The 6,794-nt window shown below is 67.3% G+C and carries 1 protein-coding gene; it reads right to left on the bottom strand.

Features of this window, described 5'->3' with window-relative positions; genetic code table 11:
• Positions 1 to 53: 53 nt before the first annotated feature.
• Positions 54 to 6,620 (bottom strand): DNRLRE domain-containing protein, encoded by a 6,567-nt coding sequence (locus ACWDS7_RS45070; RefSeq protein ID WP_451934297.1) that lies wholly within the window; start codon positions 6,618 to 6,620, stop codon positions 54 to 56.
• Positions 6,621 to 6,794: the final 174 nt, after the last annotated feature.

Genomic DNA, 6,794 nt, shown 5'->3' with positions numbered 1-6,794 from the left:
GGTGCGGGTCATACCTGACCCGCACCTCCACTTTGATGCACCGACGAAGATGACTACGGCACGACGCTCACCCAGAAGGCGTGGTGGGTGGCGACATGATATTTGTCATAGAAACTCTTCAGCGCGTTGCCGTGCCGTTCGTTGTGTCCGCCGTTGACGGCCCTGATGGAGTAGTGGCCAGTTCCCCTTCCGTTGCCGGCCGCCCCTTGGTAGGTCGAGGCGAAGGGATACTCGTCGCACTCCAGTCTGGTGTCCCGCGTCCTGCCGCCGGACCACGGCATTCCTTCGGAGTTCTGTGCCGCTGGATATTGGTCCCTGAAGTAGTACTTGCAGTAATTGGTTACGGGCGTTTTGCTCCAGTGCATCTTGTTGGTAGTCCCGACGTCCATGTGCATCTCAACGTTGGAGAAGAAGTTCCTGTTGAAGCTGTTGGTGCCTGCAGGACGCTTGTTCAGCGGCGGACTGGAGGCGACGTTCCAGTTTCCAGGGATCGTCTTCGGCTGCTCGGATCCGTTCCAGTACTTCGTGGGCGGATACTCCGGCTTCGACCAGTCGTGTCCTGGCCGAAGCGGGGGGGATGTGAGCCCGTTGATGCTCGGGTCCAGGGCGGCTTTGATGTGCCTGGTGACTTCGGCGAATTCAGGGTTCTTGCTTTCTGACATTTCGAAGACCCGGTGCGCCCTGTCGTTGACACATCCGCCGGTGTGATTGATCACCTTGTCCCGATCGCACCGGTAGTAGGGGGCCGCCAGGGTGCTGAGGTCCCCTGGCAGCCGTGAGTAGCCATGTCGGGCCACGCCGAGCCGCTTCCCCGTCGTTCCTACTATTTCGTAGCTCCACAGAGGAAGGTCTGAGCGATTGTTATGAAAACGAGTGAGCGTGGGCTTGATCGTGCATATAGCGTTGGTCCCTCCCGCGACGGGATTGCTTTCCAGCAGGAACATGGCGCTACTGGTGGCCTCCCATTCTCTGATCGTCTTCGTGGTACTTCCGGTGACGGACCGGCAAGGCGTCAGGTTGTCCGATTCGGTCTGCGCTTCGAATGTCAGCTGGAGCCCCTGGATCTCCGCCGAGGTCCTCTCGTCCAGAGGGTATCTTTTTCCGTTCCAATACAGGGCGAAGTCGGTCAGCCGCACGAAGAGCTTCATGTTCTGCGGCTTCAGGCCGCTGCCTTCTGCGTTGGCCACCTCCGTACCCGCCTTGTTCCCCACGTAGCTGTTGAGCACCCAGGTGGCACGGAACTGGAAGAATATTTCACTGGGGTGGTCCAGAGTATCTTCCTCGGCCATCTCCAGAATGGAGGCCAGTATGCCGGCCCTGCCGCCGCTCTTGCTCGTGCCGACTTTATTGCTGGCCTTGGTCCACCGCTTTCCGTCCGGGCCGTCGCCGTCCTCGGTCGCTTCGTACGTTCCCATGCTGACCCAGGTTGTCCAGCAGGAAGAGAACGGACGTTCTTGGATGCGGGCATAATCGATGGTCGGATGCTTGGGGGTCTGGAGACAGCCCTCCAGATTGAGATGGTCGTAATCGAACTCCGCAGCGCTGCTCAAGGTGGGAGACGCAGCCTGCGTGGGCTGACTCGAGGAGTTCGCGTTCTGGGCAGTCTGCCCGTTCGTCCTCGCGATGAGAGCTGCTACGTCATCGGTAGTCAGGGGCCGCTGGTAGACCTGGACATCGTCGAGATCGCCCAGCATGCCGGCGCCCAGCGACATCGCGTTATCAGCGTTCCACGCGGAGAAACTGATCGGCGCGGACTTGACCAAGGCGCCGTTGAGATACAGCGACGCGGTCTTGGCCGTGGCGTCGTACACGCCCGCTAGGTGGAACCATTCGCCGACGGGCGGTTCGACGTCGGACAGCACACCCTCGACTGTCGCGTCGGCGGCGTCGGCGCTGGTGAAGGTGAACGCCAACCCGTGATCGGCGGTGTTGCCGAGGCGGAAGGGCGCCTGGTGGGTGCCCTTCTGCTCGAGGACGGTGTAGTCGCCGTCCTTGTCGCTCCACCGCAGCCAGGCGGCGGTGGTGAAGCTCTGGTCGGTGCGGATCACCGGTCCGGTGGTCTGCGCCAGGGGCTCCTCGCCGGGCTGGGTGACGTCGACGGTGACCTGCTGCCAGTCCGACCAGGCCGAGGATGCGTCACCGGCGACCGCGCGCAGCCGCCAGCGCACCTTCCACCCGTCGGTCAGCTTCCCGTCGGGGACGATGAGGCTTGCCTGGGTGCCGGAGGCGATGTTGTCCGCGTTGCCGGTCCAGATCTGGCCGGTGCCCTGCCCGGCGGGCGCGGCGGGGTCGTGCTCGATCTCGGCTTCGGCGCGCAGCGGCTGGCCGGTGGGGTGGGTGAGGGTGGCCTGCAGCGTGGGGGTGAGCGTGGTGGTCACCGTGACGCCGTTCACCACCTTGGACGGGGTAACGGTCAGGCCGGTGACGGTGGGTTTGGGCAGGTTGATGGTGAAGGTCTGCCAGTCCGACCAGGGGGAGGCGGCGGTGGGTGAGACCGCGCGGGCCCGCCAGCGGATCTTCCACCCGTCGGCCAGCGCGTCCGCCGGGACGGCGATGCTCGCCTGGGTGCCGGCCGGTACGTTCTCCACGGCCCCGGTCCAGATCTGGCCGCTGCCCTGCCCGGTGGCGGCCGGGTCGTGCTCGACCTCGGCCTCGGCCCGCAGCGGCTTGCCCGCCGGGTCGATCACCTGGGCCAGCAGTGCCGGGGTGCGGGTGGGGGTGACGGTGGTGCCGTCCACCTGCTCGGACGGCGTGACCTGCAGCGCGCCGACGGCCGGTTCGGAGACCGGGTCCGGCACGTCCACGGTCAGGTTCTGCCAGTCCGACCACGGCGAGCCGACCGTGGTGGCCGTGTTCACCGCCCGGACCCGCCAGCGCACCTTCCACCCGTCATTCAGCTTCCCGCCGGGGACGGTCACCGACGCCTGGGTGCCGGAGGCGACACCGTCCACACTGCCGGCCCAGATCTGGCCGGTGCCCTGCCCGGTGGCGGCCGGGTCGTGCTCGATCTCGTACTCGGCGCGCACCGGCTGGGCGGCCGGGTCGATGACCGTGGTGTGCAGGGCCGGGGTCAGGCTGGTGGCCACGGTGACGCCGTTGATCACCTGGGAGGGGGTGATCTGGAAGGCGCCGACCGTCGGGTTGGGCACGTCGACCGTGGCCGTCTGCCAGTCCGACCACGCCGAGGTGGTTGCGGCGGTGGTGTTGGCGGCGCGGGCCCGCCAGCGGATCTTCCAGCCGTCGGTCAGCTTCCCGGCGGGGACGCTGACGGTCGCCTGGGCGCCGGACGTGACCGCCTGCGAGGTGCCGGTCCAGATCTGGCCGGTGCCCTGTCCGGCCGGGGCGGCCGGGTCGTGCTCGATCTCGAACCCACCGGTCAGCGAGCCGGTCGCGGTGTCGGTGACGGTGGCGGCCAGCTGCGGGGTGAGTGAGGTGACCGTGGTGGTGCCGTTGACGTTCTGTGCCGGGGTGATGGCCAGACCGGTGGCGGTGGGCGCGGACGCGGGGCCGCTGGTGGTGACGGTCAGCTTCGGCGGGATGTTGAAGTCGGTGTCTTCGGCGGCGGTGAAGGTCCGGTAGTTGTTGATGTTCGTCTCGCCGGGGGACTTGAGCACCAGGCCGTGGTTGGCGGCGCCGGCGGCCCAGTCCTGGGCGATGCCGGTGACGTTCCAGTCCATGCTGTCCGGCCAGGGCTCGCAGTCCTGGTTGACGCCCTTGAAGTTGGTGGAGGCGTCCTCGGTGGTGTGGGCGGGCTTGTTGGCCCAGTACAGGTTGCCCGGGTCCCAGGCGCCGGTCAGGCGGGCGACCTGGATGCCGTTGGTGAGCGCGGGGCCGCAGGTGTGGGCGTCGATGGTGTTCATCGACAATGTGGCGGCGGTCACCGTGCTGCCCTGCAGGCCCGTGGTGTCGAACCGCAGGTGCGTCCGCGACTTGAACCCGCCCGTCATGGTGCCGGCGGTGATGTACTGGTTGTCGGGGAAGGCGGGCAGGTCGACCGTGTCGTAGGTGGTGACCTCGACGTCGGCGCCGAGCGGCAGCGTGACCGCCGCGGCCACGCGCACCGGGTAGGTGGTGCCGGTGTCCGCGAGGAACGCCTGGTCCGGCTTGATCACCAGCTCCGTACGGCCGTCCTTGGTGACCACGTCCGTGCCGGCCTCGCCGCGCTTGGCCGACGCGAGCCGCCCCTCGGCGCCGCCGTCCGACATGGCCGGGCGCGCCGCCGAGGCGACCAGCTTCTTGTCCTTGCTCTTCAGCAGCAGTCGGCCGCCCTTGCCCTCGGTCAGGGTCAGGCCCTCGTCGTCGACGCCGATCCGCAGCTCCAGCGGCTTGGCGGGCCGCTGGCGCAGCACCACCTCATGCCGGAATCCGGTCGGCAGCGCCGTCACCACCAGGTCGGCGCCCACCCCCGCGGCGTCGGTGTAGGTGGCGACGCTGCCCTTGACGGTCGGTTTGGGCAGCGGCGTCGGCCAGCGCAGCGCGTACGACTTCCCGTCGGCGGCCATCTTCACGAACGGATCCGTGCCACCGGCGGAGATCTCCACGACCGCGCCCTCGGCGAGGGCCTTGGCCCGCAGCCTGCCGCCCTGCTCGGCCAGGGTGGTGTCGATCGGCACCCATCCGCTGCCCCGCCGGGTCCGCACCGGACCGGCTGTGACCTCGGTGGTGAACGTCTTCCCGTCGGGCTGGGCGTAGGTGATGCTGGTGGCGGTCGTCTCGTCGGCGACCTCGACCGCCTTGCCCTGCAGAGCCGCCGCCTGGGAGGCGGTGATCCGCGCCTGCGACGGCGTGTTGGAGATCGCGTTCCCGGTCTTGCCGGCGATCCACGCCGCTGTGTCGTTCAGCGTCGCATCGTGGCGATTTCCCGAGGAGTCCGCAGCCGTTCGGCCGTCTCCTTCATCGAAGGTCCAGTGGCCCGCCGACTGGATGAGTGTGGTGAAAGACCATGAATACGGGTTGATGGGGATTTCCCATGAGTTGGTGGCTTCTGATACCTCAGCGCTGTACGTTGTGCCCGGCTTCAATGCCTGTGCGGGGGTGAACGTCAACACCGTGCGGGTGTCGTCATAGACCGACGTCCCCACGACCTGTGTGCCGCCGGCGTCCTTGATCGTCACGATGGCGTCGGCGACTGCCTCAGAGAACGTCACCTTGATCGACGCGTCCAGCGGTACTTCCGTGGCGCCGTCAGCAGGCTCGACACCTGTCACCAGTGGGGTGGTGCCTTCGGTGTCGTCTCCGGGATCGACCTCGACGGGGGGAAGGTCGTCCGTCCCAACCGCGTTGACCTGGCCGTCACGCTGCCCGGCGATCTTGTCGGCCAGTTGCTCGGTGATGATGACCGGCTCAGGCTCCTCAGGCACATAGCCCGACATGGCGAGAGCTTCCTCATACTCGGGCATGGTCGTCAACTGTGTGTCGGTGAACATGAAGACGTCGTCCAACAGCGGCGGCGCTGGAAGTTCGACGTCCACGGTGAGGATGGGCGGGTGGAGTTCGAACTTGCAGTCCTCCAGCGGTCCGGTCATGCAACCGCCGGCGTCTTCGGAGGTGTAGCGCCGCCAGTTCCTCACCTCTGACTCGTCACCGGAGGTGAGCTGAATGCCGTAGTTGGTGGAGCCGTCGATCCACGCCTGGACGATGTCGTCGAGCGAGTGGATCAGGTTGCCGGCGACGCCGGAGCAGTCCTCGCTGTAGGCGCCGTACTCGGTGTCCGCGCCCAAGCTCGTGACCGAAGGCTGCTCGTACCACTTCAGGTCCACCTCATCCCAGTCCGAGATGATCCGCCGTGCCGTGATACCTGAGCCTTCGTACTGCCCGCAGTCGTTGGACTGGTAGTTCCACAGGTGCAGGTCGGCGTTTTCCACAGTGCTGCCCGCGAACGTGGCGGGGATGTCCGGGAACTGGAGGTAGCCGCGCCAGCGCTTGGCGACGCTGCTGGCATAGGACTTGCCGACCACGATCTGGGTCTGACCCAACTGGTACCAGCTGTCCTGGGCGTCAACGTCGTTGATCCAGGTGTCCATGCCGCCGTCAGCCCACTTGCCGGTGTGGCTCTCCCACCAGTCAGACGCGGCAGCGGTCATCGTCACCGGGTACGTCGTCGCCGGGTCGGCCAGGAACGCGGCGTCCGGCGTGAACACCAGCGTCCTGTCGTCGTCGGCGAGCGCGACGGCGGCCTTGCCGGTCTTTCCCGCGTCGAGTGGGGCGTTGACGTCGGCGGCCTTGACGTCCTGCATCAGGGTGGGCCGCACCTCGGTGAGCGTCTTGCCGTCTGCGCCGACGATCGTGGGCCGGCCCGCGGTGTCCTTCTTGAACGACACTCCTGCAGGCAGGTCAACCGGGACGCGGAACGAGAGGGGGCCGGTGGGCCGTTCGCGGATGACGATTCTCTGCTGGAAGCCGGTCGGGTTCGCGGCCACCAGCAGGTCGCGGCCCTTGCCGTACGCGTCCGCGTAGGTTGCGGTGTTGCCCTTCAGGGTGGGCTTCGCCAACGCCGACGGCGTGGTGATCTTCGCTGTGGCGTCGGCCTGCCGGCTTTTCAGCAGAGTCTTGTCCTGGCCGGCGGACAGGGTGAGGCTTCCCGCTGTCGCCTTGGGCTTGATGGCTCCGGACTCTTCCACCAGGGTGGTGTCGATCGGGGTGAAGCCCTTGCCGTCGGCGTTCTTGACGCGGACCGGCTGGGTGCTGAGCTCCAGCCGGCGGGGAGATCTCCCTGAACGACTTCCTCGCCGCCGCCGGCCTGGAGCTGGCGCCGAATGCCGAGGTGGCCTGATGCCTGAGCCCACCTTCCCCCA

The sequence above is a fragment of the Streptosporangium sp. NPDC003464 genome, assembly GCF_053588315.1.
The sequence above is the reverse complement of the archived record's forward strand: the minus strand, read 5'-3'. Positions and strand labels throughout refer to the sequence as shown.